At 54.8% G+C, this 25917-nt stretch carries 24 protein-coding genes; 8 read left to right on the forward strand and 16 right to left on the reverse strand.

All coding sequences use genetic code 11. The features are described 5' to 3' along the window. Window positions 1-62: 62 nt before the first annotated feature. Genes P6287_RS16015 through P6287_RS16025 form a run of 3 tightly spaced genes read right to left on the reverse strand, consistent with a single transcriptional unit; the run spans window position 63 to window position 4306 of the window. Window positions 63-905 carry a hemin ABC transporter substrate-binding protein gene (locus tag P6287_RS16015; RefSeq protein WP_137386433.1) on the reverse strand — a complete coding sequence of 281 codons (843 nt, stop codon included), beginning with the start codon at window positions 903-905 and terminating at the stop codon, window positions 63-65. Then, window positions 902-1924: a ChuX/HutX family heme-like substrate-binding protein gene (locus P6287_RS16020; RefSeq protein WP_277974083.1), complete on the reverse strand. Its 1023-nt coding sequence runs from the start codon at window positions 1922-1924 to the stop codon at window positions 902-904. Before P6287_RS16020 ends, P6287_RS16015 begins: the two co-directional genes overlap by 4 nt. Before the next feature lie 48 nt (window positions 1925-1972). Beyond that, window positions 1973-4306, reverse strand: a complete 2334-nt coding sequence (locus tag P6287_RS16025; RefSeq protein WP_277974084.1) for a TonB-dependent receptor — start codon at window positions 4304-4306, stop codon at window positions 1973-1975. A gap of 220 nt (window positions 4307-4526) precedes the next feature. Here P6287_RS16025 and P6287_RS16030 point away from each other — a divergent pair, with 220 nt between their 5' ends. Further along, complete coding sequence (locus P6287_RS16030; protein ID WP_101761890.1) at window positions 4527-4814, forward strand: SelT/SelW/SelH family protein; 288 nt, start codon at window positions 4527-4529, stop codon at window positions 4812-4814. A 69-nt stretch (window positions 4815-4883) separates the two neighbouring features. On the opposite strand, the gene P6287_RS16035 is transcribed toward P6287_RS16030, so the two are convergent. The 7 genes from P6287_RS16035 to P6287_RS16065 form a co-directional block, all read right to left on the reverse strand. Further along, window positions 4884-5423 carry a PadR family transcriptional regulator gene (locus P6287_RS16035; protein ID WP_217549367.1) on the reverse strand — a complete coding sequence of 180 codons (540 nt, stop codon included), beginning with the start codon at window positions 5421-5423 and terminating at the stop codon, window positions 4884-4886. Window positions 5424-5512: 89 nt separating this feature from the next. After that, window positions 5513-6295: a siderophore-interacting protein gene (locus tag P6287_RS16040; RefSeq protein WP_277974085.1), complete on the reverse strand. Its 783-nt coding sequence runs from the start codon at window positions 6293-6295 to the stop codon at window positions 5513-5515. 274 nt (window positions 6296-6569) lie between these two features. Next, on the reverse strand, window positions 6570-6713 hold the full coding sequence (locus P6287_RS16045) for a hypothetical protein (RefSeq protein WP_162129952.1): 144 nt from the start codon (window positions 6711-6713) through the stop codon (window positions 6570-6572). A gap of 252 nt (window positions 6714-6965) precedes the next feature. Further along, window positions 6966-7832 (reverse strand): helix-turn-helix domain-containing protein, encoded by an 867-nt coding sequence (locus tag P6287_RS16050; RefSeq protein WP_277974086.1) that lies wholly within the window; start codon window positions 7830-7832, stop codon window positions 6966-6968. Window positions 7833-8054: 222 nt separating this feature from the next. Then, complete coding sequence (locus P6287_RS16055; RefSeq protein ID WP_101761885.1) at window positions 8055-8222, reverse strand: DUF2474 domain-containing protein; 168 nt, start codon at window positions 8220-8222, stop codon at window positions 8055-8057. Window position 8223: 1 nt separating this feature from the next. Beyond that, a complete protein-coding gene (gene cydB, locus P6287_RS16060; protein ID WP_064738586.1) occupies window positions 8224-9228 on the reverse strand; it encodes a cytochrome d ubiquinol oxidase subunit II in 1005 nt (334 codons plus the stop codon). Window position 9229: 1 nt separating this feature from the next. Further along, window positions 9230-10651, reverse strand: coding sequence for a cytochrome ubiquinol oxidase subunit I (locus P6287_RS16065; protein WP_277974087.1), 1422 nt, complete (start codon window positions 10649-10651; stop codon window positions 9230-9232). Between the two features lie 566 nt (window positions 10652-11217). Here P6287_RS16065 and yghX point away from each other — a divergent pair. Beyond that, a complete protein-coding gene (yghX, locus tag P6287_RS16070; protein WP_277974088.1) occupies window positions 11218-12108 on the forward strand; it encodes a YghX family hydrolase in 891 nt (296 codons plus the stop codon). A 33-nt stretch (window positions 12109-12141) separates the two neighbouring features. On the opposite strand, the gene P6287_RS16075 is transcribed toward yghX, so the two are convergent. Next, a complete protein-coding gene (locus P6287_RS16075) occupies window positions 12142-12504 on the reverse strand; it encodes a helix-turn-helix domain-containing protein (protein ID WP_110867250.1) in 363 nt (120 codons plus the stop codon). A gap of 97 nt (window positions 12505-12601) precedes the next feature. Between P6287_RS16075 and P6287_RS16080 the strand changes: the two genes are divergently transcribed. Continuing rightward, window positions 12602-13456, forward strand: a complete 855-nt coding sequence (locus P6287_RS16080; protein WP_110867251.1) for an SDR family oxidoreductase — start codon at window positions 12602-12604, stop codon at window positions 13454-13456. A 413-nt stretch (window positions 13457-13869) separates the two neighbouring features. After that, window positions 13870-15528: an alpha,alpha-trehalase TreF gene (gene treF / locus P6287_RS16085; protein WP_052026007.1), complete on the forward strand. Its 1659-nt coding sequence runs from the start codon at window positions 13870-13872 to the stop codon at window positions 15526-15528. A gap of 159 nt (window positions 15529-15687) precedes the next feature. Here treF and P6287_RS16090 read toward each other — a convergent pair whose 3' ends face one another. Further along, the gene (locus P6287_RS16090; RefSeq protein ID WP_192236376.1) at window positions 15688-16635 is read right to left on the reverse strand and encodes a sensor domain-containing diguanylate cyclase; all 948 of its coding nucleotides are present in this window, start codon (window positions 16633-16635) and stop codon (window positions 15688-15690) included. Between the two features lie 350 nt (window positions 16636-16985). Between P6287_RS16090 and P6287_RS16095 the strand changes: the two genes are divergently transcribed. The 4 genes from P6287_RS16095 to P6287_RS16110 all read left to right on the forward strand — a co-directional run bounded on the left by P6287_RS16095 (window position 16986) and on the right by P6287_RS16110 (window position 22742). After that, complete coding sequence (locus P6287_RS16095; RefSeq protein WP_277974089.1) at window positions 16986-20210, forward strand: transporter substrate-binding domain-containing protein; 3225 nt, start codon at window positions 16986-16988, stop codon at window positions 20208-20210. Further along, window positions 20207-20911 (forward strand): response regulator transcription factor, encoded by a 705-nt coding sequence (locus tag P6287_RS16100; protein WP_277974090.1) that lies wholly within the window; start codon window positions 20207-20209, stop codon window positions 20909-20911. Before P6287_RS16095 ends, P6287_RS16100 begins: the two co-directional genes overlap by 4 nt. A 118-nt stretch (window positions 20912-21029) precedes the next feature. Next, window positions 21030-22094 (forward strand): mannonate dehydratase, encoded by a 1065-nt coding sequence (gene uxuA, locus P6287_RS16105; protein ID WP_192412082.1) that lies wholly within the window; start codon window positions 21030-21032, stop codon window positions 22092-22094. A gap of 234 nt (window positions 22095-22328) precedes the next feature. Then, window positions 22329-22742 (forward strand): ester cyclase, encoded by a 414-nt coding sequence (locus tag P6287_RS16110; protein ID WP_277974091.1) that lies wholly within the window; start codon window positions 22329-22331, stop codon window positions 22740-22742. Here P6287_RS16110 and P6287_RS16115 read toward each other — a convergent pair. The 4 genes from P6287_RS16115 to P6287_RS16130 form a co-directional block, all read right to left on the reverse strand. Then, the gene (locus tag P6287_RS16115) at window positions 22725-23147 is read right to left on the reverse strand and encodes a MarR family transcriptional regulator (protein WP_265299140.1); all 423 of its coding nucleotides are present in this window, start codon (window positions 23145-23147) and stop codon (window positions 22725-22727) included. The genes P6287_RS16110 and P6287_RS16115 overlap by 18 nt on opposite strands. A 43-nt stretch (window positions 23148-23190) precedes the next feature. Then, window positions 23191-24453, reverse strand: a complete 1263-nt coding sequence (gene fabF, locus P6287_RS16120) for a beta-ketoacyl-ACP synthase II (RefSeq protein WP_277974092.1) — start codon at window positions 24451-24453, stop codon at window positions 23191-23193. Window positions 24454-24495: 42 nt separating this feature from the next. After that, window positions 24496-25041 carry a helix-turn-helix domain-containing protein gene (locus P6287_RS16125; RefSeq protein WP_277974093.1) on the reverse strand — a complete coding sequence of 182 codons (546 nt, stop codon included), beginning with the start codon at window positions 25039-25041 and terminating at the stop codon, window positions 24496-24498. Window positions 25042-25213: 172 nt separating this feature from the next. Next, entirely contained in the window at window positions 25214-25906 is a 693-nt protein-coding gene (locus P6287_RS16130) for an amino acid ABC transporter permease (protein ID WP_192412085.1), read from the reverse strand. Between the last annotated feature and the right edge of the window lie 11 nt (window positions 25907-25917).

The raw sequence follows: 25917 nt of genomic DNA on the forward strand, positions 1-25917 counted from the left end.
GCAGCAAGTGTTCGAATCCCCAGGAGCTTACACAAGTAAGTGACTGGGGTGAGAACACGCAGCTAACGCGCCTGCGGCTTGAAGTATGACGGGGAAGCCGCTTCGGCTGCGTGGCGCAGTTTGATAATCGCGCCCGGCGTATCAAGGCCAAAGCTCAGCAGCGCCATCTCATCCACCACCAGCAACGCGCGATGCTGACCGGCTGGCGTCAGTGCCAAACCTGGCAGCGACCACACTTTCTCTTCGCCGCCCAGCGTACGCAGGCCATCTTCACCCACCACGATCAAATCCGGTGCCGCCGCAATCACACCTTCCTGCGACAGCTGCTGATAGTGCGGCACCGCCGCCATCGCATTGATCAGACCCGCGCTGCGAATCGCGCCGTCCGCGCCAGTTTGTGCGCCCGCCGCCTGAGTGCGCATACCGCCGTGCGCCATGATAAACAGCACTTTGATCGGCAACGGTTTTTGTGGGATCTGCGCGCGCTGCTTGTTGACCTTCTCGATCAGCGCGTTGGCTTCCTCTTCACGATGCAGCGCCTTGCCGATGGTAGCGATTTTTTCCGCGATGGCGTCGAGGCTGTTTTTGCCGGTGACATCCACCACTTTTACGCCAGCTTGCGCCACTTGCTGCAGCACCAGCGACGGTTTTGCCAGCTCGCTGCTTAGCACCAGCGTCGGTTTCAGCGCCAGAATCCCTTCGGCATTCAACTGCCGCATATAACCGACATTCGGCAGCTTGTTGGCCTGCGCCGGATGCTGACTGGTGCTGTCACGCGCTACCAGATCCTGCTGCGCATCCAAGGCATAGATAATTTGCGTGACGTCACCGCCAATCGAGATCACCCGCTCGGCCGCAACAGCGGGCAGCGCCAGCGCAGTCAGCAGCAACAGAAGTTTTCTCATGCTAACGCCTCCAGCGACATCACCTGCTCGCGCCAGCGCGCCTGCTCCGGCGTGCCTTCGCTGCGCTGACCGTACAACTGCGCGATCTGCGTGCCGTCGGCGGCAAACAGTTCCAGGCTGGTGACGAAGCCGTCGCCGCTCGGTTTGCGCGTCACCCAGCTTTCGCTGATGTGATCCGCCATCAAATGCAGTGTGAAGGTGGGATTGAAAATGTTGATCCAGTTATCCATCGGCATCAGCTTCTGCACCGCGCCGGTGAAGATCTGCGTGCAGCCACGGTTGCCGATAAAAATCATGATTTCATTGCCATCCTGCTGCGCCAGATCCAGCAGCTGCGCCAGCGAGTCATTACTCACCTGACGCGCCAGATCGTCCGCCACCGCGCGAAACGCCTGCGGGCGCGAGATGTTGTGGCGCTTCAGCAGACCAAAGAACTGATGCACATCGGTGATGGCGCGCCATTCGGCTTCCACTTTGCTGGCATCAACCGTACCGCTGTATTGCGGCGCGCTGGCGGGCTGCGGATCTAGCGCCGCTGCGTTCTCCAGCACAAACGCCGCAATCAGCGCATCCCACGCGGCGAAATCGGTGTTGTCGGTGGTGTAGATTTTCAGCACCGCATCAGCGTGGCGATCAAAAATCTGGATGCTTTGACGTTCACCGTGGGCGCTCTGCTCACGCAGGAAGAACGCGCTGTGCCACTGATGCGGGAACAGACGCTGATCGAGCGCGCGCGGGTTGAGAATCAGTCCGGCGTGTTCGCCGAGGTGCAGGTTTTCATATTTGCCCACCTGCTCGTGAACCGCATATGCATTGCGGGTGATGCTTTTGGTTTCACCCACCGCCGCCAGAGCTGCCAGCAGCGCAGGGAAATCAGCTTTTAACGCCTTTGCATCCTGGCCGACACGCGCTTCACACAGCTGCGCTTCGCCAATGCCCATCAGCGCGGCGAAATCGCGCGCGTACTTTTTCGGATGCTCGCCTTTCAGCGCCAGATAGTGATCGTAACGTGAGTTCATTGCCTTGCTCCATGAAAATGCCCTGCGCTGCCGCAGGGCGAAAAGGGATTAGAAATCGACGTTCACACCCAACTGGAAGGTGCGGCCTGGCATCACCGCCAGGTTGATGTCGTTGCGTTCCTGGGCGTTGCTGCTGGTCAGCGTGCGGCTGCTGGTGTAATCCCAGTATTTGCGATCGGTAATGTTGTAGATACCGCCGCTCAGCTTGACGTTTTTCGTCGCCTGCCAGTAAGCCGTTGCATCCACCATGCCGTAACCCGGCACGCGCATATATTCCGTGGTGGAATCGGTGATCGCCGTGCCGGTGTTGGTGTAGCTTTCGCGGTTGGTCGCCGTGGCCTGCTTGCCTTTCACGAAGGTGGCGGTCAGCGCGGCGCCGTAGCCGCGCGCTTTGTCATCCCACGCCAGGCCAACAATCGCTTTCAATGGCGCGACGCTATCGAGATCGATGTACTTGTCACCGGCGTAGCTGGACTTGGATTTACCTTCGTTATAGCCCAGCGCAAAGGTGCTGCTCAGGCCATCGACCTGCGGGAACCAGGTGCCGTAATTCACTTTGGTGGATATCTCAGCACCATAAATGTAGGCCTTATCGCGGTTTTCAGCCTGATAGCTGGTGTAGATGTTGCTCGGAACGTTGACGAACATCTCCGGATTGGTGGCGCGGCGGTAGCGGGTGTAGGCGATGAAGTTTTTGTACTGGTTATAGAACACCGAGGTGTTGACCGTTACGCCTTCTGTCGCCTGGCCTTTCAGGCCCCACTCAAAGTTGTTGCTGGTTTCGGTTTTCAGATCGGTGTTACCAATCAGCGCATATTGCGCGCTACCCGCATAGCTGGAACCCAGGTTCCATGAGCCATACAGCTGGCTGGTAGTGGGGAACTGCACGCCGCGTTTGTATTGCAGATAGGTGGTCAGCGCTGGCGTTAAATCGTACTGGAAGGTCAGCGATGGCAGCACCTGCGTATCGGAGTTAGTTTTGCCATACAGCGCATCAACCTGCTCTTCGGTCAGCACCGTGCTGCCGGTGGTGAGATCGCCGAGATTTTTCGGCTTGGTGCTTTGATACATTACGCGCACGCCGGGAATGACCGCGAAGTTGTGGCTATCAAGATCGAAATTGATCTTATCTTGCAGGTATCCTGCCACCGCGAAAGTGCGGCTGTCAGACTGCGGTTGGGTGATGGCGCTAAAGGCGCTCGGCGCTGGCTCCTGGCGGAACGGACGCTCGCTGTTGTCGAGGCGCGCATTGACGCCGGCACTCAGCTCGTGGCGGCCAAGCGTTTTGGTGCCGCGCGTGTCGAAGCCGTAGGTATCGACGTTGAAATCGGAATAGACAAAGCCGTACTCGCTCGCGCTGGTCGGCAGATAGGTATTGTCGTGCGCCTGAGTTTGCTGCCAGTAAAGGCGCGTGGTCAGCGTATCGATAAAGTCGTTATACGGCGTCCACTCATCCGCCAGATTGATGCCCCAACGGCGCGTATCGCTCTGCTGCTGCGCGGTGCCCCAAACGGTGTTGCCGCTGGTGTCCCAGGTATCGTAATGGCTGTGGTTGGTTTTGTGATAGTAATCAAAGGTGGCGCTCAGCTTGTGCTGATCGTTCGGCTGCCAGATCCCGGATGTCATAAAGGCGTCAGAGTGCCAGTTGGCCGGATAAGCCTGTTTCACGTCGCTGTTGTTGCGGGTTTCCTGGCCGTCGCGACGGCTGTAAACAAACAGGCCGCGCAGCTCGTCATCGCCAGCAGCGGCGGTGATGCCGTTGTGCCAGCTGCGATTCGATGAGTCGTAATCGCTCTGGTAACCGAAGTAACTATTTTTGTCGCTGCTAAGGTAATCGTCAGCGGTTTTATTGTGGAACGAGACGTTACCGCCAATCGAGGTATTCGGCTGATCCACCGCCGTGGCGCCCTTCTCAATATCAACGCTGCCGAACAGGTAGGGATCGATGTAATCGCGGCCAATACCAAAGGTGTTGTTGCCGGTGCGGCTGACGTAAGGGCGGCCGGTGGCATCCGGAATCGGAATGCCGTCGATATCCATGCCGACGCGATTACTCTCCAGACCACGAATGTTGTAACCGGTGTAACCCGCGCGGTCAAAACCGCTTTTGCCGGCAGAGGATCCGCCGCTGGATCCGGTGGCGCTGATCAGCGGCTCATAACGCATGATCGAACCGAAATCGTTCGCACCGCGTTTTTGCAGCTCTTGTGCCGTGATGGTGGTTTTATTGCCGGCCTGCTGTTTTGGCGCGGTGACGGTGAGAACCGGTTCATTGCTGGTGCTATCGCTGGCGGCAAAGCTGCAAGCGGCATGAATAGCTGAAGATAAGATGGCAACTTTAAAAAGACGTTGCTGGGCCGTTCCCTGAAAGAGTGAAGACATGCGCGAAATACCTGGTTAATTGTTAGTATTCGCTCACTTGCTTGCTGCCGGAAAGTACGGACCTTGGTTAAAAGACCGTAAAAATTATGGACTTATTTTTTGTAATAAATGATGTCGAAAGGAATGTAATGCAAGTGGTAATCATTATCAACTAGCAGTAAGCTAAGATGTATCTTGGACCGCACATTTTGTTAACTTCATTATCTAAATGAGACACGTTATGTCACAGAAACCGGCGATTACCATTCATTACTGCACACAATGTAACTGGCTGCTGCGTTCCGCCTGGATGGCGCAGGAGTTGCTGCATACCTTTGCCGAGGATTTAAGCGCGGTAACGCTACAGCCGGGAACCGGCGGCGTGTTTGAGATTACCATTGATGGTCAGGTGATTTGGGAGCGTAAGCAGGAAGGCGGATTCCCGGATGCGGCAGCGCTGAAGCAGCGCGTGCGCGACCTCTGCTGGCCGGATCGCGCGTTGGGGCATGTGGATAAGAAGAAGAGTTGATTTGGGGTTCGTGCGTTATCGGAATAAACGGATGTACACGCACCTAAGGTCGTCATTCATGGCGACCTGCTAACTTTTAGCGATTTTTTCCGCCGCTTCCTGCAGCGCGCTGATCACGATCTCCAGCGCCTCATCCGAAATCTCTTCCTGCGCCAGACGATGATTCAAGGTGTGTTTGATCAGATGAATCGCCTGTTCAACCTGCGGAATGCTGCGGTTATTCACCAGAATCGCCAGCGAGGTTAAGCGCTCGATAATCGCATTCACATTGTCACGATTCTCCGCCAGCAGCGCCTCGCCGCCTTCATTCAGCGCATAGGCTTTACGAGATGCTTGGGCATCGACCACGCGAATCGCATCCATCTCTTCGAGCAACGTAAGGTTGGGATAGATAATGCCGGGGCTGGGTGAGTATTCCCCTTTGGAGAGCTCTTCAACCGATTTGATCAACTCATACCCATGCGCAGAGCTGATGGCGAGAAAGTGCAGCATTAACAGGCGGATATCGCTAGCATCCAGCATCCGCTCCCGACGCTTCTTACGTGCGCCTGTACAGACGGTGCGCTGTGCGTGATCGGACTGCCATGGAAAATCCCGCTGCTGTTTCATTGCCTTCCTGAGCGCTAATTAAGGGAGGTTGATAGTAGTCTGCCACCTGGCAAAATTCAACACAGGCGGCAGCGCGCGCGACGTTGGCGTTATTTCTGATGCCAATAAGCTACGGCGCGCACGAAATCGGTATGTGCACCGCGTCCTTGGGTGAAGTAATCGCTCAGCAGTTTCACCGCTTCGCCCTCGCCCGTCAGCCAGATGAAGTATTCAGTGGCAGGCAGCGCAATCCTATCCAGCTGCGCCTTAATCGGTGCCAGGTTATCGGCCTGCATGGTGCCGCTGCCCAACCAACTCACCTGTACATTTGGCAGATCACCGAGATAATCGCGGCCGGTGGCTTCATCGGCATAGGCCAGCAGGTGAATTTCCTGCGCCTGGATTTCGCTGTAACGACGTTTAAAGGCGGGCAGACCGGTCTCATCACAGACGTAAATCTGGCAGGCGTAATCCGCCGGGATCACCAACGAACCGCGCGGACCGCCCATCGCGATTCGATCGCCCACTTTGGCTTGGTTTGCCCAGCTGCTGGCAACGCCGCCGTCGTGGATGTAGAAATCGATGGTCAGAGAATCGACGCCGTTAAATTCCAGCGGCGTGTAATCACGCGCGGCAGGACGCACGCCATTCGGCCAAACGATGCCTTCATCGGTGATCTGCGGCAGCGCCAGCTCTGCACCATCATGTTCCGGGAAGAACACTTTGATGTGATCGTCAAACGATGGCGAGTTGAAGCCGGCCAGATCGCTGCCGTTGAAAACAATGCGCCAGAATTCACCGGCAATCAGCGTCTTGCTGACCACGCTGATGTGGCGGAAACGCAGTTCATTGCGCACACGACGTGGCGCGCGTTCGGAAGGGTGAGTTTGCAAGTGGTGTCTCCCTAAAAGATAGTGAAAGTCATTCTCATCTGATGGGGAGAGAATAGTTATGATATATCTTCGACGCAATGCCGAAAAATGCTATTGGAAAATTGGCACGTTAAAACAGCGCGATAAATCGCGCCGCTACGATGAAGAGCAGTGAGGGATAAGGTGCAAATGACAAGCAGAAAGTGTAGCGGCGCAATTTACTACGCAATACATAAATGCGTTTGACTGCCGAGACCGCGCTTAGATTGCAGCGGTCACGGATTTTAAAGCCGGATTACGCCTGGTGATTGCCGCAGGTCACGAAACTGCCATCATCCTGGCTATGTTTCGGCAGCACATTGTCGCCCAGGATTTCATGCTGCGCACAGTGCGGTTGATGCGGATGCAGTCCGCCCGGCGGTGAAAAAGGCTCAGCCATTTGTGCACTTGCCAGCGAAGAAAACGCTACAAGCGCTGTCATGAGGAACAACGGTAGAAGTCGCATAATTTTTTTGTCTGTTCACTATAGCGGCCCGGAATGGACCAGAAATGCAGGTGATTATCCAGCCTGATGTATGGCGGCTGGTGATTTACGCGGCCAATCAGGTTTCGATGAAGAATTTTACGCTCATTACGTCAGTGAGTTTATAAAATCGTGCGGTTTGTCACGGTTTACCGCACGAATTATGCATTACTTATCCGTCACCGGAATATAGAAGGTGCCTTGCAGCAGATCGGGCGTGCTGTATTTCAGATCCAGCTTAAGCAAATCTTTGCCCGTACGGCGTGCCACGCCCAGCGCTGGCAAATGGTTGTAGTAAATCTCCGCGGTGAATGCGTTGATCTCTTCCGGCGCGCCGTGCCAGTCAATCTCCGCATACAAACCCCTCTCGCCGGTCCAGTTCTGCACGTTACACGGCAGCACATCGGCGTATTGACTCTCCAGCGCCTGGAACAGGCTGATGTGTTGCTGGTCGGCAGAATGCACGCCCGGACTAAACTGAAAGCCCAGCCAGCCGCGGTTCACATGCTGACCGGCAAAAGCGATGAAATCGCGCGTATGCTGCGCCACCACATGATTTTGATGATCGATGTATTCCCCGAAACGGCATTCCCACTCAATCACTTCGCCACACAGCTGAATCTCCGGCTTCTGCGCCAGACGCGCATTGACCCACTCACGCTGCGTGGAGATGCGGCTGTGGAAATCCTTCATCAGCATTTCCGGAATGCGACGATAAGCACCCGGCGTCATCGAGAAGTGACTTTTAAACACACGGGTAAAATTCTGCTGATTATCAAAACCAAAGCGCACCGCAATATCGATCAGCGGCATGCTGGTCAGACGCAGCGCCATCGCCGCCATGGTCAGACGACGTTTGCGCGTGTAGGACGCCAGCGTTTGTCCGGTCATCTCTTTGAACATGCGCTGCATGTGCCATTTGGAGTAACCGGATTTCAGGGTAATCAGATCGATGTTGAGCTCGTCGGTCAGGTTCGCTTCTATCCAGTCCACCAGATCGTTGATGTACTGTTTTTTTACATTCAGGCTGAGCATGATTTTGATAGTCGAATGAGGTGGTTAACGTCATGAATTTGCGTTATTCGTCACATAAATATAACAAAAACGTATTACCAACGTAAGGAAGAGTAAAGGTAGCGCAGCGGGAAAAGCATTAATTGCTTAGGTTACTAACGTTTTTATCGCGCACGAAAAGAAAAAGGTCGTCACGAATGACGACCTTACGGTGATATCAACAGATTGAAGCGGTGCGCGGGCTCAGTGCGAACGCATGCCCGCTGCCGTCATCATCATACGAAACAGTGATGCCACCACACCGAGTGCCAGCACGCTTGCGCCGTAAATGACTACCAGCCACATCACCTGCTTCCACCACGGAATCTTCGTTTCAGAGTGAGTTTTCATGTTGCTGACCTCGGTTTTCATATCAATGGTATCCTTCGTCGGCTTTGATTTTTCCGCGGAACACGTAGTAACTCCAGAAGGTGTAACCCAGAATTACCGGAATAATCAGCAAGCCGCCCACCAGCATAAACGCCTGGCTGCTCGCCGGAGACGCCGCCTGCCAAATGGTGATCGACGGTGGAATGATGTTCGGCCAGATGCTGATACCGAGGCCCGAGAAGCCAAGGAAAATCAGCGCCAATGTCAGGATGAACGGCGAGTAATGCGCTTCACGTTTGATGGCGCGCACAATCCCCCACGAACACAGCACCACCAGTACCGGAACCGGCAGGAACCAGAACAGGTTCGGACGCGAGAACCAGCGCTGCGCGATATCCGCGTGCGTCAGCGGCGTCCAGATACTGATAATGCCCACCACCAGCAGCAACGTCAGCGTCAGCGGCGTCGCCAGCGCAGACATCTTACGATGCAGATCGTGTTCGGTTTTCATGATCAGCCAGGTACAACCCAGCAGTGCATAGGCGATGACCAGACCGACGCCGCAGAACAGCGGGAACGGCGCTAACCAGCTCATCGCTGAACCCGCATATTCACGGCCCACCACCGGGAAACCATTCAGAATAGCGCCCACGGCCACGCCCTGACTGAAGGTGGCCAGCAGTGAACCGGCAATGAATGACTTATCCCAGAATGCACGGTGTTCTAGCGTGGCTTTAAAGCGGAACTCAAACGCTACGCCACGGAAGATCAGGCCAATCAGCATCGCCGTCAAAGGAATCGACAGCGCATCCAGCAGCACCGAGTAGGCCAGCGGGAACGCGCCATACAGCGCCGCGCCGCCCAGCACCAGCCAGGTTTCGTTGCCATCCCAAACCGGGGCAACGGTATTAACCATCATGTCGCGTTCGATGGGATCTTTATTGAACGGCAACAGCAAGCCAATGCCGAGATCGAAACCATCCATCACGATGTACATCAAGGTGCCAAACACGATGATGGCAAACCAGATAATTGAAAAGTCGATCATCTTAGTGCTCCCCACTCTTTTCGCTATGGGTTTTGGCCGCCGACAACGGACGCGCTGGCGTGTAATGCTGACCCGGACCACCGTGATCAACCTCTTTACCTTCGCCGGTCACCGGACCCTCTTTGATCAGACGCATCATGTAGAGGTAACCGACACCAAACACCGACGAGTAGACCAGAATGAACGCCAGCAGGCTGATGCTCATGTGCATATCGCCATGCGCCGAGACCGCATCAATGGTGCGCTGCACGCCATATACCACCCACGGCTGACGCCCAATCTCGGTGGTAAACCAACCGGCCAGAATGGCGATCAAACCCGATGGACCCATCAGCAGCGTGAACCATAGGAACGGACGCGAGTGATACAAACGGCCTTTGAAACGCAGCCACAAAGACACCACGCCGAGCGTAATCATCAGCAGGCCCAGCGCCACCATCACGCGGAATGACCAGAAGATGATGGTGGAGTTTGGACGGTCCTCTTTCGGGAAGCTCTTCAGCGCAGGAATTTGCTTCTCCAGGCTGTGCGTCAGAATCAGGCTGCCGAGGTACGGGATTTCCAGTGCGTACTTGGTGCGCTCCTGCTCCATATCCGGCACACCAAACAGAATCAGCGGCGTGGCTTCACCCGGCTTGTTTTCCCAGTGTCCTTCAATTGCCGCGATTTTCGCAGGCTGATGCTCAAGGGTGTTCAGGCCGTGCGCATCACCGATCATCGCCTGAATCGGTGCCACGATCAGCGCCATCCACAGCGCCATCGAGAACATCTTACGAATCGCTGGATTGTCGTTACCGCGCAGTAAATGCCATGCGCCCGACGCGCCGACAAAGAAGGCGCTGGCCAGGAAGGCACCGACCGACATGTGGAACAAGCGATAAGGGAACGAGGGGTTGAAGATAATTTTCAGCCAATCTTCCGGTACCACGATGCCGTTCTGGATGATATAGCCCTGCGGCGTATGCATCCAGCTGTTTGACGCCAGAATCCAGAAGGTGGAGAAGATGGTGCCGAGCGCGACCATGCAGGTTGCAAAGAAGTGCAAGCCTGGACCGACGCGGTTCCAGCCAAACAGCATTACGCCAAGGAAGCCCGCTTCAAGGAAGAAGGCGGTTAACACTTCATAGGTGAGCAGCGGGCCGGTGATACTGCCAGCAAACTGTGAGAAACCGCTCCAGTTAGTACCGAACTGGTACGCCATCACCAATCCGGATACCACGCCCATGCCGAAGTTAACGGCAAACGCTTTTGACCAGAAATGGTAGAGATCGCGATAGGTCTCGTTACGGGTTTTCAGCCACATCCCTTCAAGCACCGCCAGGAAACTGGCGAGACCGATGGTGATGGCTGGAAAGATAATATGGAAGGAAACAGTAAATGCGAACTGAATCCTGGCCAGATGAAAGGCGTCTAATCCAAACATTGCTTACCTCATTGCCACAAATTACACCGAATTTTTACTTATAATTAACAAGCAGAGCGCAGCGGTTATTTCGCCGTGCTTAAAGAAATGTCGCGCCAATGTAAAAGGAAGTGGTGCGAACAAAAAGATACAGGGGAAGTCGGTAAAACTATAACAGTGTTTTTTGATTTCGATCATTGTTTTCAGCAGAAACTAATACTTTAAAAATCACGACGTTAAGGTTAAACACCCTCATTCATTGTGACAATATTGTTATTGTTTTCCGCCTATTCCCGCTGTGCTTATCAGGTAAGCACTTCATTTATTTATTTTTTAGTGCGAAGAAAAAATGGCGTTATTTACGGTAAATACGTTGAGCATGTAAATATTTCCGGACAGCGCAGAATGATCAGAATTGTTAATTAAAAGCTAATATTTTTAGAACAAAAAGATATATTTCTGCTGTTTATTAAACAGGTGATGTAAACGCAGTGACGTTAACCTGCTGCGGCATGGTATTTGCCAGCGGCGACAAGCTGTGCTTTTTTAGAGCAGTAATCAACCAGTTAAACAGCGAAGGAGAGGTTATGGCCCGTCTTACTGCACAGGATTTCCCTCAGGAACTGCTCGAGCTTTACGATTACTACGCCCACGGCAAAATCAGCAAACGTGAATTTATTGCGATGGCGGCGAAATTCACCATCGCTGGCATGACCGGCGCCACGCTGCTCAGCGCCATGAGCCCCAATTATGCGCTGGCGCAGCAGGTGGAATTTACCGATCCGGCGATCAAACCGGAATACATTCACTATCCGTCACCGCAAGGTCACGGCGAGGTGCGCGGCTATCTGGTGCGACCGGCCAATGCATCCGGCAAAGTGCCTGCGGTGGCAGTGGTGCACGAGAATCGTGGCCTCAATCCCTATATCGAAGACGTGGCGCGACGGATAGCGAAAGCCGGTTACATCGCGCTGGCACCCGATGGTTTGAGCTCGCTGGGCGGTTATCCGGGGAATGATGATGAAGGCAAAGTGATGCAGGCCAAAGTCGACCCCACCAAGTTGATGAATGACTTCTTCGCCGCGATTGATTTCCTGATGCACCACGAAGAGGGCACCGGCAAAGTGGGTATCACCGGCTTCTGCTACGGCGGCGGCGTAGCCAATGCGGCGGCCGTCGCGTTCCCTGATTTGGCCTGCGCGGTACCGTTCTACGGCCGTCAGCCTAAAGCGGAAGATGTGCCACGCATCAAAGCGCCGCTGTTGCTGCACTACGCCGCGCTGGATAAAGGCATCAACGAAGGTTGGCCAGCCTATGAAGAGGCGTTGAAAGCCAATCACAAAATCTATGAAGGCTATGTTTATCCCGGTGTGAATCATGGCTTCCACAATGATTCGACGCCGCGTTATGACAAAACCGCCGCCGAATTAGCATGGAGCCGCACGCTGGGTTGGTTTGAGAAGTATTTACGCGCTTGAGGGTGCGGCGGTCGCCATAAATGGCGGCCCTTCTCAATGCGCCTTCAAAATCCGATGCACATTGCTCTCCAGCCAATCCGCCAGTCCAGTCACCTGCCCTTCCACTTCGCGGCCTAACGACGTCAAACGATACTCAACGTGCGGTGGCACCACGTCATAGGCAATGCGTTCCACAAAACCATCCTCTTCCATATGGCGCAGCGTCTGCGCCAGCATACGTTCGCTGACGCCGCCAATCTTGCGGCGCAGCTCGCTAAAACGCAGGGTTTCTTCGCGCAGCGCCAGCAAAATCAGTACGCTCCAGCGGCTGGTAATGCGCTTCAAAACGTCGCGTGACGGGCAATTCACGTTAAGCAACTCACCGCGCGTAAATTTTACACTCAACTTTTCAGACATTTAACTCAGCTTCTCCAAACTAACAAATCTGTAAGTACTTACTAAAAGTTAGTTTATCGCTTAGGCTGTTTTCATACCAGTTCAAAAGGAGAACAACATGATTGCGATTACAGGTGCCACAGGCCAACTGGGCCGTCTGGTGATTAACGCGTTATTGAAAAAAGTGCCGGCTAGCGAAATCATTGCGGCGGTGCGTTCGCCCGAGAAAGCGGCCGATCTGCAGGCGCTGGGCGTAACGCTGCGAGCGGCGGATTACAGCCAACCGGAAACGCTGCAAAGCGCCTTTGCCGGTGTCGATAAACTGCTGCTGATCTCTTCCAGTGAAGTCGGCCAGCGTGAAGTGCAGCACAAGGCGGTGATCGATGCGGCAAAAGCCGCTGGCGTTGGCTTTATCGCCTACACCAGCTTACTGCATGCCGATACCTCGCCGTTGGGATTAGGCGTTGAGCATCGTGCGACTGAAGCCCAGTTGAAAGCCTCGGGCATTCCTTTCGCGCTGCTGCGTAACGGCTGGTACACCGAAAACTATGCCGCGAGTATTGCACCCGCGCTGGCGCATCATGCCTTTATTGGTGCGGTCGGCGAAGGTCGCATCGCTTCCGCGGCGCGCGCTGACTATGCGGCGGCAGCGGCCGAAGTGATCAGCCGTGACGATCAGGCGGGCAAGGTGTATGAACTGGCTGGCGACGACAGCTACACGCTGGCGCAGTTCAGCGCCGAGATTGCTAAACAGTCTGGCGAGCAAGTGGATTACATCAATCTGCCACAAGCCGAATTTGCCGCCGCGCTGAAAGGTGCCGGTTTGCCAGAGGGCTTGTCAGAGATGCTGGCAGATTCAGATGCCGGCGCCGAAAAAGGCGGTTTGTTTGACGATAGCCATACGCTAAGCAAACTGATTGGCCGCCCCACCACGCCGTATGCGGACGTGATAAAGGCGGCGTTGCAGAAGTAAGGTGCGGTCTGATGCCCTCACCCCGGCCCTCTCCCACCGGGAGAGGGCGACGCTGCCACATGTTAACTCGATCGGTTCCCTCTCCCGCCTGCGGGAGAGGGTTAGGGTGAGGGAAATACAGCTCTATTTCCGCTGCGTTTGCCATAAATTGATCAAGCCATTCCACGCTTTTTTGCGCAAATTTTAGCGATTTTCTTAAATACAGATATTTCTGTGCAGCTATTTAAACATCCATCTTAAAAGCCGCTTTCATTTCCTGAAATATAGTCCGTTGTAATCACTGAAAAATCATAAAAACACCGGATCCATCGACATGATTTATTACGTTCATAGATAAATCGCATTGTTGTTTCGCCCGTTCAGAGCTCTATAATTTGTTCTTTACGCATTCAAGAATTTACCAGGAGGCTGCTATTAATACTAACCAACAGCAATATAACGCTTTCGAGGATCGACGCGCTGATGCTGAACTGGAGTATCAATATAATCCTCACGAGTTCGTTCGCGAAGGTATGCAGGATTCGGAGCCGGAACCCGAGCTGATTGAAGGTTTGCCCGCGCCGGATGCGCTGACGCCTGCCGATCGCTACATGGAACTGTTTGAGCAGGTACAGACATCGCACATATTTGCTGACAGCAAAACGTTTCCGGACTGCGCACCAAAATTCGATCCGCTGGATATTTTAATCCGTTTTCGTCGCCGTAAACGCGCAGCGGATTTTGATCTGGAAGCATTCGTGCACGAACATTTTTATTCACCTCAGGTGAATGAGAGTTTTTATGTTTCCAATCCAGACAAAACTTTAACTGAACATATTGACGATCTGTGGCCGGTGTTAACCAAAATGCCACAGCAACATTTGGCACACTCATCGCTGCTGCCGTTGCCGAAACCTTACGTGGTGCCCGGCGGCCGATTTGGAGAAACCTATTACTGGGACTCCTACTTCAGCATGCTCGGCCTCGCCGATGCAGGCCGTGACGATCTGCTGCGTCATATGGCGGATAACTTCGCCTGGCTGATTGATAACTACGGTCACGTGCCGAACGGCAACCGTACTTACTACCTCAGCCGTTCGCAGCCGCCGGTGTTTGCGCTGATGGTGGAACTGTTTGAAGAAGATGGCATTCGCGGTGCGAAACGCTATCTCGATCAACTGATGAAAGAGTACCAGTTCTGGATGGACGGCGCGGGTGAGCTGATGCCGCATCAGGCCTATCGCCACGTGGTGCGCATGCCAGATGGTTCGCTGCTCAACCGTTACTGGGACGATCGCGACACGCCGCGCGATGAGTCGTGGCTGGAAGATATTGAAACCGCGAAGAAATCAGGTCGTCCGGCCAACGAGGTTTATCGCGATCTGCGTGCCGGTGCCGCATCGGGCTGGGATTACTCTTCACGCTGGCTGCGCGATCCGCAGCGTCTGGCGAGCATCCGCACCACGCAATTTATTCCGATCGATCTCAACGCGTTCCTCTACAAGCTGGAGCTGATGATTTCGACGCTGTCGCACGCTAAAGGTGAAGAGTTAACGGCGCTGGCGTGGCAGAAAAAAGCCGATGCGCGTAAGCAGGCGATTCATCGCTATCTGTGGGATAACACTGCCGGGGTGTACCGCGATTACGACTGGCGTCGCGAACGCTTTGGCGCCTTCACCGCTGCTGCGGTGGTGCCGCTGTTCCTCGGCCTCGCCTCGCCCGAGCAGGCGCACCTGCAGGCCGTTGCGCTGCGTCATCTGTTACTGACGCAAGGCGGCTTGTTGACCTCAATGGTGGAGAGCGGCGAACAATGGGATAAACCCAATGCCTGGGCGCCGTTGCAGTGGATGGCGGTGGTCGGTTTGAATCACTACGGTGAAGAGACGCTGGCGACAGAAATTGCCGTTAACTGGCTGAATACGGTAAATAATTTCTATTCACTGCATCATAAGCTGGTGGAGAAGTATGACATCAGCGGCGATCGCGCCCGTCCGGGTGGCGGCGGCGAATATCCGCTGCAGGACGGCTTCGGCTGGACTAATGGCGTCACCCGCAGATTGATGACCATGTATGGGCATTTGCTGGCGGATTGAGATTGGTGCGGCTTGATGCCTTCACCCTGGCCCTCTAAATGCTGCCATAAGTAAGCTCGATGGGCCTGAGGAGAGGGAAACGCTGCCACATATCCACACGTATTCGCTCGATCGGTCCCCTCTCCCGCCTGCGGGAGAGGGTTAGGGTGAGGGTAAAAACTACCCCGCCAACCCAAACCCCTGCTTACCATTTTTCTTAATCTGATACATCGCCTCATCGGCCCGCGTCAGGGCTTCATCAAAGCTGTCGCGTTCCTGCACCTGCGCAATGCCAATCGACGCACCAATCTGCGCATGTCCATTATCAATATCAAACGGCGTCAGCGCGGCATCCAGCACCGCCTGCATCATAATGCGCACTTTCGGATAGTCGATCAGGAACGGCATCAGCAGCACAAACTCGTCGCCGCCGAGTCGGCCAATCACCACGTTTGGCGGCACCACGTCGATGATGCGCTGGCTCAGTTGAATCAACACCTCATCACCACTGCGATGTCCCAAGGTATCGTTGACGTGTTTGAAGTTATCAAGATCGATAAACGCCACGCACAGTGGGCCCAGCGCTTTCATCCTGCTGAACTGCGTATTTAGCGCATGGCGATTAGTCAGTCCGGTTAGCGGATCGTGATGCGCCAGCGATGAGAGCTGCGCTTCGTACTGCTTCTCTTTGGTCATATCGATGTGCGTGCCGGTGACTTTGAGCGGATTGCCCGCTGCGTCCCATTCGGTAACGCGTCCGCGATCCAGCACCCATTTAATGTTGTCGTTTTTGCCCAGCATACGGTGCAGCGCTTCGTAATAAGGCGCGCGCCCTTCAATGTGATCGTAAAAAGCTTTGAGCACTTCGTCGGCGTCATCCGGATGCAGGCGTTCGCGCCACACATCGAACTGCGCTTTGGTCTCTTTCGGCTGAAAACCCAGCATCGCACCCCAGCGACGATTAAAAATCACCAGCTTGCCGCTGGGAATATCCAGCTGCCACAAACATAAACCGGTTCCATCCAGCGCTGCACTCAGCTTATTACGCGCGTCATGCGCTATACGCTTTAACCGCGCATTATGCTTTTTCAGGTTCTGAATCTGCTGACGCAGCGCTTCTTCTGACATGGTTGGCTGAAGGAGAGGAAATAAGCGCTATTTTGCCTGCCGGGAAGTTTCTGTAAATAAAACAAATGAAAAGCCGATTAGCAGCGGCAAATTGGAGAAACTTCAGGAGTTACGTCGAAAGTTTCCTGTCAAAACAGCTGACTTAACTTACTTAAGTACCAGCCTGTAGTAAGCCCCGCCTACATACGTAAGAAATTTCTTAAAAAGTATTTAATAACCGTTGAGTTTCGTGCCGCTGTGAAGGGTCACTGGCGCATTAAAGCGCAGCCAGAGGGCCGCACCGCCGCACGGCAGTGCCTACAGCAGCAAAGAAAACTGAGAATCAATTCGTGGTCAAACGCATTTTTAGCATGATTTTTTTGTTGGGCTTTTGCCTGTCGGCCTGGAGCGCCACCACCTTAAAATTCACGCCGCGTTACGGTCTGGTTTCCCCTGAAGTGACGCTGAATGCAGAGGGACAGCAGTGGCTAAAACGTCATCCGGTGCTGCGCGTCGGCGTATGGAGCCATACGTTACCGCCCTATTCGGTTGAATTCGAAGAGGACACCTTTGAAGGACTGTCCGCCGATTATCTGGCCATCATCGCGAAAACGCTGAATCGCCCGGTCGAAGTTAAGCGCTATAACACCCGTCTCGATCTGGTTAACGCGCTCAATAACAAGCAAGTCGATTTAATTCCTTACTACCCGCAGGCTGCTAATCATGAAACCAAACTGGCGCTGAGTATTCCCTATTCGCTGGCGCAAAGCGTGTTGATTAGCCGCCGCCAGGCAAAATTTGATCGTCAGCTGAATGACAGCCGCTATCGCCTGATGTACTACGGTGACGACGAACTGAAAGCGCTGCTGCATAAACGCTATCCCGAAGCCACATTAGCGCCCGCCTCACCGCCGCTCTGGGCCTATACCGATACCGCTTTTAATGAGGACATGGTGTTCTGGAGTAACTCCGCCACGCAGCGCTATTTGTCGCAGCGCGGCTTGCAGAACATCATTGAAGGCCATAGCACGCCTTACATGAACGATGTGGATGCACGCTTTGCCGCCCGCGCGGACAATGCTGAGCTGATCGACGCCATTAATGAAATTCTTAAAAATATCCCGCTACGTAATGCCGTACAAATTGCCGAAGCCTGGGGGCTTGATTACCGGTCGGTGGTGAAGAATCATCCTTTGGACCTTAGCGAAGCCGAAGCAAAATGGCTGGCGGAGCACCGCGACATCACGGTGAATTACGACCCTACACATCTGCCTTTCACCTTTCTCGACAGCAAACAGCGTGTCGCCGGACTCAGCGTCGATTTGTTAAATCTCATCTCGCAACGCACCGGTATTCGTTTTCATTACAACCCAATGCGGGGCTTGAGCAATATGCGCGATGCGCTGGTTAATCAACGCGATTCCCTGATTGTGGTGAGTGACGGCGCGTCAAAGCAGAGCCCGCAGATTCAATACACGCGATCTTATGTCTATTCGCCTTGGGTGGTGATGACCCGCAGCGACAGTAACTGGCACAATTTCGATGAGATGACAGGGAAACGCATCGGCATCTACGAGCGTTCTTACTATCGCTTTGATCTGCGTCGCCGCTGGCCAACCATCGATTTTAGTGAAAATGCGGTTTCGCTCGACTCCCTCGGGCAGCTGCAGGACAAAGAGGTTGACGGCTTTATCGTGCCCTACGAATCGGCGCAATATTTGCTGAATAACCACTTCAACGATCGCTTCAAAGTGGCGTTTGTCGCACCGTTGCCGATGTTTCGCATGGCGATGGCCACCAATGTGGCAGATGAGCATCTGAATTCCATCCTGAATAAAGCGCTGTCCGATATTCCGCAGCCAACCATGCAGTCACTGATGGAGCGCTGGATCAAGTACACGCCGCCCGCAACCAGCACGTCCTGGCAGAGCTATCGCAGTTACGTGCTGCGTATTGCTGCGGTGGCCGGCATTTGCCTGCTGTTTTTCCTGTGGCGCAACCATCTGCTGAAATCGTCGCTGGCGAGGCAGCGCCAGCACGAGCGTGAAATCAGTAACCAACTGCACACGATCGAAACGTTGTTAGAAGACGTGCGTAAAGCGAAGCGTGCGGCACTGCGCTCCAGCGAGGCGAAAAGTACTTTCCTTTCACATATGAGCCATGAAATCCGCACGCCGTTGGCGGCACTGATTGGCCTGTTGGAGATTGAACATTTAGGTCAGAGCGACGAAGCGCAGCGGCAAAAGAATATCGATTTGGCATGGGAATCTTCTCGTTCACTGCTCTCGCTGGTCGGCGATATTCTCGACCTGGCGAAAATCGAATCCGGTCATTTCAGCATTCGCCACATGCCGATGTCACTGAGCGATGTGGTTTACGACACTGAAGCGCTATTCCGTCAGGTGGCGCTAAATAAAGGGCTGGCGCTCAATGTCATGCTGGATATCGATCAGGACAGCGTGCTGTTTGATCCCGTGGCGTTGAAGCAGATCCTGGCGAACCTGGTCAGCAATGCCATTAAGTTTACCGCGCAGGGTGAAGTTGAAGTGGCGCTTTACCAGGCAGATATCACTAAACCCGAATACGTACTGGAAGTCTGCGACAGTGGGGTGGGTCTCACGCCAGAACAGCAAAAGGCGATTTTCGAGCCCTTTGTTCAGGTGGATCAGGGCACTAATCGCGTCAGTGGCACCGGACTGGGTCTCAATATCTGTCGCCGTCTGGCGGTGATGCTGGGAACCGAGCTGCATGTAGAGAGCGAGCCCGATGAGGGCAGCGTGTTTATGCTGCGCTTCATCGCCCAGCCCGCCACGCTGACTGAAGCAGAAGCTGAGCCAGTTGATGACGTTGTGCACGCATCCTTAAGAATGCTGGTTGTGGATGACAACGCCACCAATCGCCTGCTGCTGGCACAACAGTTGCGTTACGCCGGGCATCATGTGTTGGTGGCAGAAGACGGTGAAGCGGCGCTGGCACTGTGGCGCGAACATGACGTTGATCGTGTCATCACCGATTGCAATATGCCTGGTATGGATGGCTTTGAATTTACCCGCCAGTTACGTATTGAGGAGAAGCTGCTGAATCGCCGCGCAGTCCCGATTTATGGCCTGACGGCGATGGCAGAAGAGCGCGTTGCACAACTCGCGACGCAGGCTGGCATGGATGGTTGCCTGTTTAAACCGCTGGAGCGCACCCAACTGCTGCGAGTGGTCACCGGCAGCGCTGCCAGCAGTGTGCGCAATGAAACCCTGCTTACCCTGGAAAACCTCGCGGCCAATGATCCGCAAGCCTGGCGCGATCTGGTCACCACCGCTCAGCAGCAAAATGCGCGCGATCTTGCACAACTGGAGCAAGCTGCCATGACGGAGGACTTCCCAAGCGCGCACCACGCTGCACATCAATTACTTGGCAGCGCCAAATTACTGCGTGCTGAAAGCCTACAACAGAGTTGCCTTGCCGCCGAGCAGGCAGCCGAACAACGAGAGAGTGCGTTCCTGCAGCAGCTGATTCCCGCAGTCGCTACAGCAGTGGCCGAACTGGAAGCGATCTTCCTCCACGCACTAAAAAATAATCCTGATAATGAGGTGAAACCATGAAACAAGATGCAATCTGGCAGGTTGCCGTATTAGACGATCATCCCCTGATCGGCAAAGCAATTCAGTATCGTCTGGCGCAGGAAGCGCTGCTGGACCTGGCTGGCGCCTTTTCGCAACGCCAACAGCTGATGGCATTTCTACAGCGTCATTCAGTGGACGTGCTGGTGCTGGACTACATGCTTGGCGAAGACGAACTCGACGGCCTGCAGATGGTGAAACAGCTGCGCGCGCGATATCCCGATTTAAAAATCCTGATCTCCTCGGCAGTAGAAAAACCGGCAATAGTGCAACTGCTGTTAAAAGCGGGTGTGCATGGCTTTGTGGGTAAAAGTGAAGACCAGGAAGTGCTGATTACCGCCCTGCATCAGGTATGCCGTAACAAGCGTTTTCTCACCGCCGATATGCTGCTGGAAATGGATAAGTTTCAGGAAAGCGATCGGGAAATGCATGACTATTTATTGCCGCGTCAAACTGGCGAAGATATCACGCTGCTGCTGCGCAATCTCAGCCCACGTGAGATCGAGGTGATCCGTTGCTATCTGGATGGATTAAGCATTACGCAAATCGCCGGAAAATATGCGCGCAGCCGTAAAACCATCAGCGGGCAAAAACAGACTGCACTGCGTAAATTGGGTCTGCGATCTGATTTGGAATTATTCAAATACAAAGAGCATTTCGGTGAAATTGTGCTGCATCACTGATGCATAAATTGTGTTCTGTGACGCGGATCAAGGCTTATTGGCCGCGCTGCGCTGTCATGATGTTTACTAGAATGGTAGTTTATCAGTTATCACAGACACGATAACGGTGGATGACATTATGCAGCTGACAATGCGTTGGTTTGGTCCGAAAGAAGATAAAGTTTCGCTGGAATATATTCGTCAGGTGCCGGGCGTGCGCGGCGTCGTGGGCGCGCTGTATGACGTGCCGGTGGGTGAAACCTGGCCGAAAGAGAAAATTAACGCGCTGGTTGAGCAGGTGCATGCCGCCGGGCTGACCGTGGAAGTGATCGAAAGCGTCAACATTCATGACGACATCAAAATCGGTCTGCCAAGCCGCGATCGTTACATCGAAAATTATCAGCAAAGCATCCGTAACCTGGCCGAAGCGGGTGTGAAAGTGATTTGCTACAACTTCATGCCGGTGTTTGACTGGATGAAGACCGACATGAACTACGTGCTGCCAGACGGCTCGCTCACCATGGCGTTCGAGAAGAAAGGCATTGATAAGAGCCTCGACGAAGTGGTGCAGGAAGTGCTGGGCAACGCCAATGGTTTCGCCCTGCCGGGCTGGGAACCGGAGCGTCTGGCAAAAGTGCAGGATCTGTTTGCCCAATACAAAGATGTTGATGACGCTAAGCTGCGTGAAAACCTCGCTTACTTTCTGAAAGCGGTGATCCCGGTATGTGAAGAAGTGGGCGTGAAGATGGCGATCCACCCGGACGATCCACCGTATTCGATCTTCGGCCTGCCGCGCGTGGTGAAGAACCGCGACGATCTCGACTGGATCTGTAACGTGGTCGATTCCGAGGCTAACGGCATCACGCTGTGTACCGGATCGATTGCCGAAGATCCGAGTAATGATGTGTACGCCATTCTGGCGGAGTTCTCGCGCCGCAAACGTATTCCGTTCGCCCATGTGCGTAACATCAAGATTATTCGGGATAAAGATTTCTACGAATGCGCGCACCCAACCGAATACGGTTCGCTGGATATGTATAAAGTGCTGCAATCGATGTATGACAACGGCTTCGATGGCTACATCCGTTCAGATCACGGCCGCTTTATCTGGGGCGAAACCGGCCGTCCGGGCTACGGTTTGTACGACCGCGCGCTGGGCACCACCTATCTGCTGGGATTGTGGGAAGCGCTGGGTAAGCGCTGAGTTGAGTGCGCTTTGTCCCTCACCCTAGCCCTCTCCCGCAAGCGGGAGAGGGGATTTTTTGCTCCCTCTCCCTCTGTGGGAGATGGGATTTTTTACTCCCTCTCCCTGTGGGAGAGGGCCGGGGTGAGGGCATCAACGCGCAGCAGCCTTCACCGCACAAGCTATCAAACTCCCCCTTCCCACTTGCTGTTAAATATATACAGTCAAACTGTACATATTCAGCGGGGAAACACCATGTCAGAACATAACAAAGCCGTTGTGCGTCGTTTCAATCAGCAGGTGATTGCCGAAGGCGATCGCCAGGCTTTCGATCAACTCGTCGGCGAAAACTTCATTAACCGCTCAGCGCCAGCCAGCACGCCCAGCGATCGCGAAAGTCTTTGGCACACCTTCGATCAGATCCTGCGCCCCGCTTTCTCCCATCTTCAGGTGCACATTGAAGATCAAATCGCCGAGCGCGATTGGGTCACCACGCGCAAAACAATAACCGGCGTTCACAGCGGATCGCTGATGGGCATCACGCCCACCGGTTTACCTGTAACGATCGCGGTGATCGATATGGTGCGAATTGAAGAGGGAAAATACGCGGAGCATTGGGGCATGAACACGCTGGCGGCGGTGATGACGCAGTTAAAGCAGTTTGCGTAACGCAGCCAGCCCTTTTTGCAGATCGTCGCGATCCTGCTGGTCGAGTGTTTGATTGATGCGCGCCGCAAGCCAGTCGGCACGCTGTTGACGTGCGGCCGCCAACGCAGCGCGCGCCTGATCGCTCAGCACAATCACCTGCGCCCGCGCGTCCTGCGCGCTTTTTTGTCGCAGCACCAAATCTTGCGCCTCGAGTTCGTTAATCACTAATCGCATGCTTTGATGCTTCACGCCGCGCAGCCGCGCGAGATCGGCGATAGAAAGCGCGTCATGGCTGTCGAGCAGATCTAAGGTTTCATATTGCGAGGTGCGCACGGTCGCGGTGCTGACGCGGACGTTACGTACCAAATGACTGACCATCTTACGGAGCTCTTCCGCCAGCTGCTGGGTTTCATTTTCAGTGCTCAAAGGGGCGATTCCTGCGCGCTATCGTCGGTCCATTATAGGAAACCTATTGCCAGGCTTTAAACAACAAACTGGCATTCACGCCGCCAAAGCCAAAACCGTTGGATAGCGCATAGGTCATCACCGTCGGCTGTGGCGTGAGCGCCACCAGATTCAGCCCAACAGCCGCACCATCCGGATACTGCAGATTGAGCGTCGGCGGAGCAACCTGATCGCGCAGCGCCAGAATCGAGAAGATCGCTTCCACGCCACCCGCCGCACCGAGCAGATGTCCGGTGGCCGATTTAGTGGAGGTGATCGCTACCTTACTGCCAGCGAACAGTGAGCTAATTGCTGCCAGTTCGCCCTTGTCGCCGACCGGCGTCGACGTAGCATGTGCATTGATATGCTGCACCTCGCTCGCCGTAATGCCCGCCTGCGCCAGCGCGGTTTCCATTGCCCGGCGTGCCCCTTCACCATTTTCCGGACCGGCGGTGAGATGGTAAGCATCTGCGCTGGTGCCGTAACCCACCAGCTCCGCCAGCGGTGTCGCGCCGCGCGCCTGCGCATGTTCCAGCGATTCAATCACCAGCAATCCCGCGCCCTCACCCATCACAAAACCGTCGCGGTCGCGATCAAACGGACGCGAAGCCTGCTCTGGACGATCGTTAAAGCCGCCCGACATCGCTTTCGCTGCGGCAAATCCGGCCAGGCTCACGCGATGGATCGCCGCTTCGGTGCCGCCGCACAGCGCAATATCCGCTTCGCCGCTGCGAATTAGCCGTGCTGCATCGCCAATCGCCTGCGCACCCGCCGCGCACGCGGTTACCGGCGCGCCAATTGGCCCACGAAAACCGTGTGCAATCGAAACGTGTCCGGCGGCCAGATTGGCGAGAAACGAAGGAATGGTAAACGGCGACAAGCGACGCGGCCCACGCTCGGCGGTGGTTTCAACCGCGTTGGCGATTTCGTTAAAGCCGCCGATGCCGGTGGCGATCACCGTGGCGGTGCGCTGCTGTTGCGCACTGTCCTGCGGGAACCAGCTGGCCTGCGTCAGCGCTTCATGCGCCGCCACCAGCGCGAACTCAATAAAGCGATCCATTTTCTTGCGATCTTTGGCGGCGATAATGCCGTCGGGATTAAAACCGTGCTGGCGATCCTGCTCCAGCGTCGGCACCTGTCCCGCCACTTTGCAGGCGATGTCCTGCACCATCTCTGGCGGCAAGGCGCTGATGCCCGATTTTCCCGCCAGCAGCGACTGCCAAACCGCTACCGTGCCGCAGCCCAGCGGCGATACCAGCCCCATGCCGGTAATGACAATTCGTTTCATTTTTCATTCCTTAATCTGCGGATGCTTACTTGCGCGTTAGCGTTATGACTGCGGCTGGTGCAGCGGCGGCGGCGCAAATTTCTGGGTGTTATCTCCAGCGCGTTTTTTCTGCAGATAATCATGGCGATAGTGCATCATCGGCTCCGCTGCCGGGCCGGGCACCATCTGATAGTTATCCAGCGTCAGCGGCTGGCCGTTTTCGCTATCGACCAGCTGCATCTTCACCGGACGCTGCGTAGCGCTTTCCACCAGCTGCATCTGGCGACCTTCCGGCGAGAAATGCGTGCTGCCCCACTCGGTGAGCGCCAGAATCACGCCGCGAAAATCGCGACCGACGGCCGTCAGGTGATATTTGAAGCGCGCCGGGCTGGTGCTGTAACACACCTTCTCCAGCAAGCCATCGTCCACCAGCTCTTTCAGGCGCCGCGACAATATGTTGGGCGCTATACCGCTGCTTTTCTGGAACTCATCGAAGCGCGTAAAACCGGCCAGCGCATCGCGCATAATCAGTATGCTCCAGCCATCGCCAATGCGCCCAAGGCTGCGCGCGATGGGACAAGGCATGTTGTGGAGCGTTTGGTTTTTCAAGGTTGGCTATCCCACATCGGTTTGATGGCGGATACTGTTGCAGAGTGACTTTCATTTTGCAAGTAACTTGCAGAATGAAAGTGATTTGGCGGTGGCTTCTTTGCACAACAAAGTGCGCCGCTACGGTTGGGCGCACTTGATCGTAGCGGCGCGATTTATCGCGCGGATTGGGTCAGGTCCGTACCCGCAATCTCGCCTCAATCTTATCGGCGATCTTGGTCACCACATAGGCAATCACCATGTAAAACACCACCGCCACCAGGAAGGCTTCGAGGTAGTAGAAATTCAGCGCCGCGGTCAGTTGCGCCTGGGCGAAGATATCCACCACTTCGATGGCAAACGCCAGCGACAGCGCTTTCATGATCACCATAAAGGCGTTGGCCAGATCGGGAATCGCCGCCACGATAATCTGCGGGAACATCACGCGGCGGAACAGCTGGCCGCCGCTGTAACCGAGCGACAGCGCCGCATCCGATTGTCCGCTATCAAAGGAGTTGAGCGCGCCCTTCCACACTTCCGCCTGAAACGCCGCGACGCAGGCGCTCAGGGCGACGATGATGATCACCCAGTTCGGCAGCGAGTGCGCATTCACTTTCACGCCAATCAGCGTGGCGACGAAATCCAGCGCCGGCGGCAAACCGTAATAGGCGAGGAAAATCACCACCACCATCGGCACGCCTTTGAAGGCAATCTTGTACGCGATCACCAACTGGCGCAGCACAGGAATGCGGCGATGTTCAATAAAGGCAAACAACCCGCCGAGCAGCGTTGAGCAGATAAACACCGTCACCGCCATCAGCAGCGTCACCGGCACCGCATCGAGAATGCTCCAGAAGTCCGGCAGTAAAACCTCAAGATCAAACATGGTTTCTCTCC

It is taken from the genome of Pantoea sp. X85 (assembly GCF_029623675.1).
Taxonomy (GTDB): Bacteria; Pseudomonadota; Gammaproteobacteria; order Enterobacterales; family Enterobacteriaceae; genus Pantoea; species Pantoea leporis.